Raw genomic sequence first — 267 nt, forward strand, 5'->3', positions numbered from 1 at the left:
CTAATTTGCGATAATATAGGAAAGGTGTTGTGATTATGGGACAAAAGGATATTACGCAGAAAAATTTTGAAGCATACAATGATGTTTTTTCGGATATAGTTAATGGCACACTTTTTGATGGACGAGAGGTAGTCAAGCCAGAAGCTCTTGTTGATGCAGTTGCTAAATCACAGTATAAAGCTGATGATAATGTAATACATGAACAGGAGAGGGATGTAGCTAAATATTGGACGGATAAGAATTGTTATATTCGTCTAGCCCTGCTGG

General features: G+C 36.7%; 1 protein-coding gene. It reads left to right on the top strand.

Translation table 11 applies throughout. The features are described from left to right. Positions 1-35: 35 nt before the first annotated feature. Positions 36-267 (top strand): hypothetical protein (locus tag I6E26_RS11450; RefSeq protein WP_235321931.1); only part of this gene is annotated, 232 nt, incomplete at its 3' end.

It is taken from the genome of Anaerovibrio lipolyticus, from assembly GCF_021531495.1.
Lineage (GTDB): Bacteria > Bacillota > Negativicutes > Selenomonadales > Selenomonadaceae > Anaerovibrio.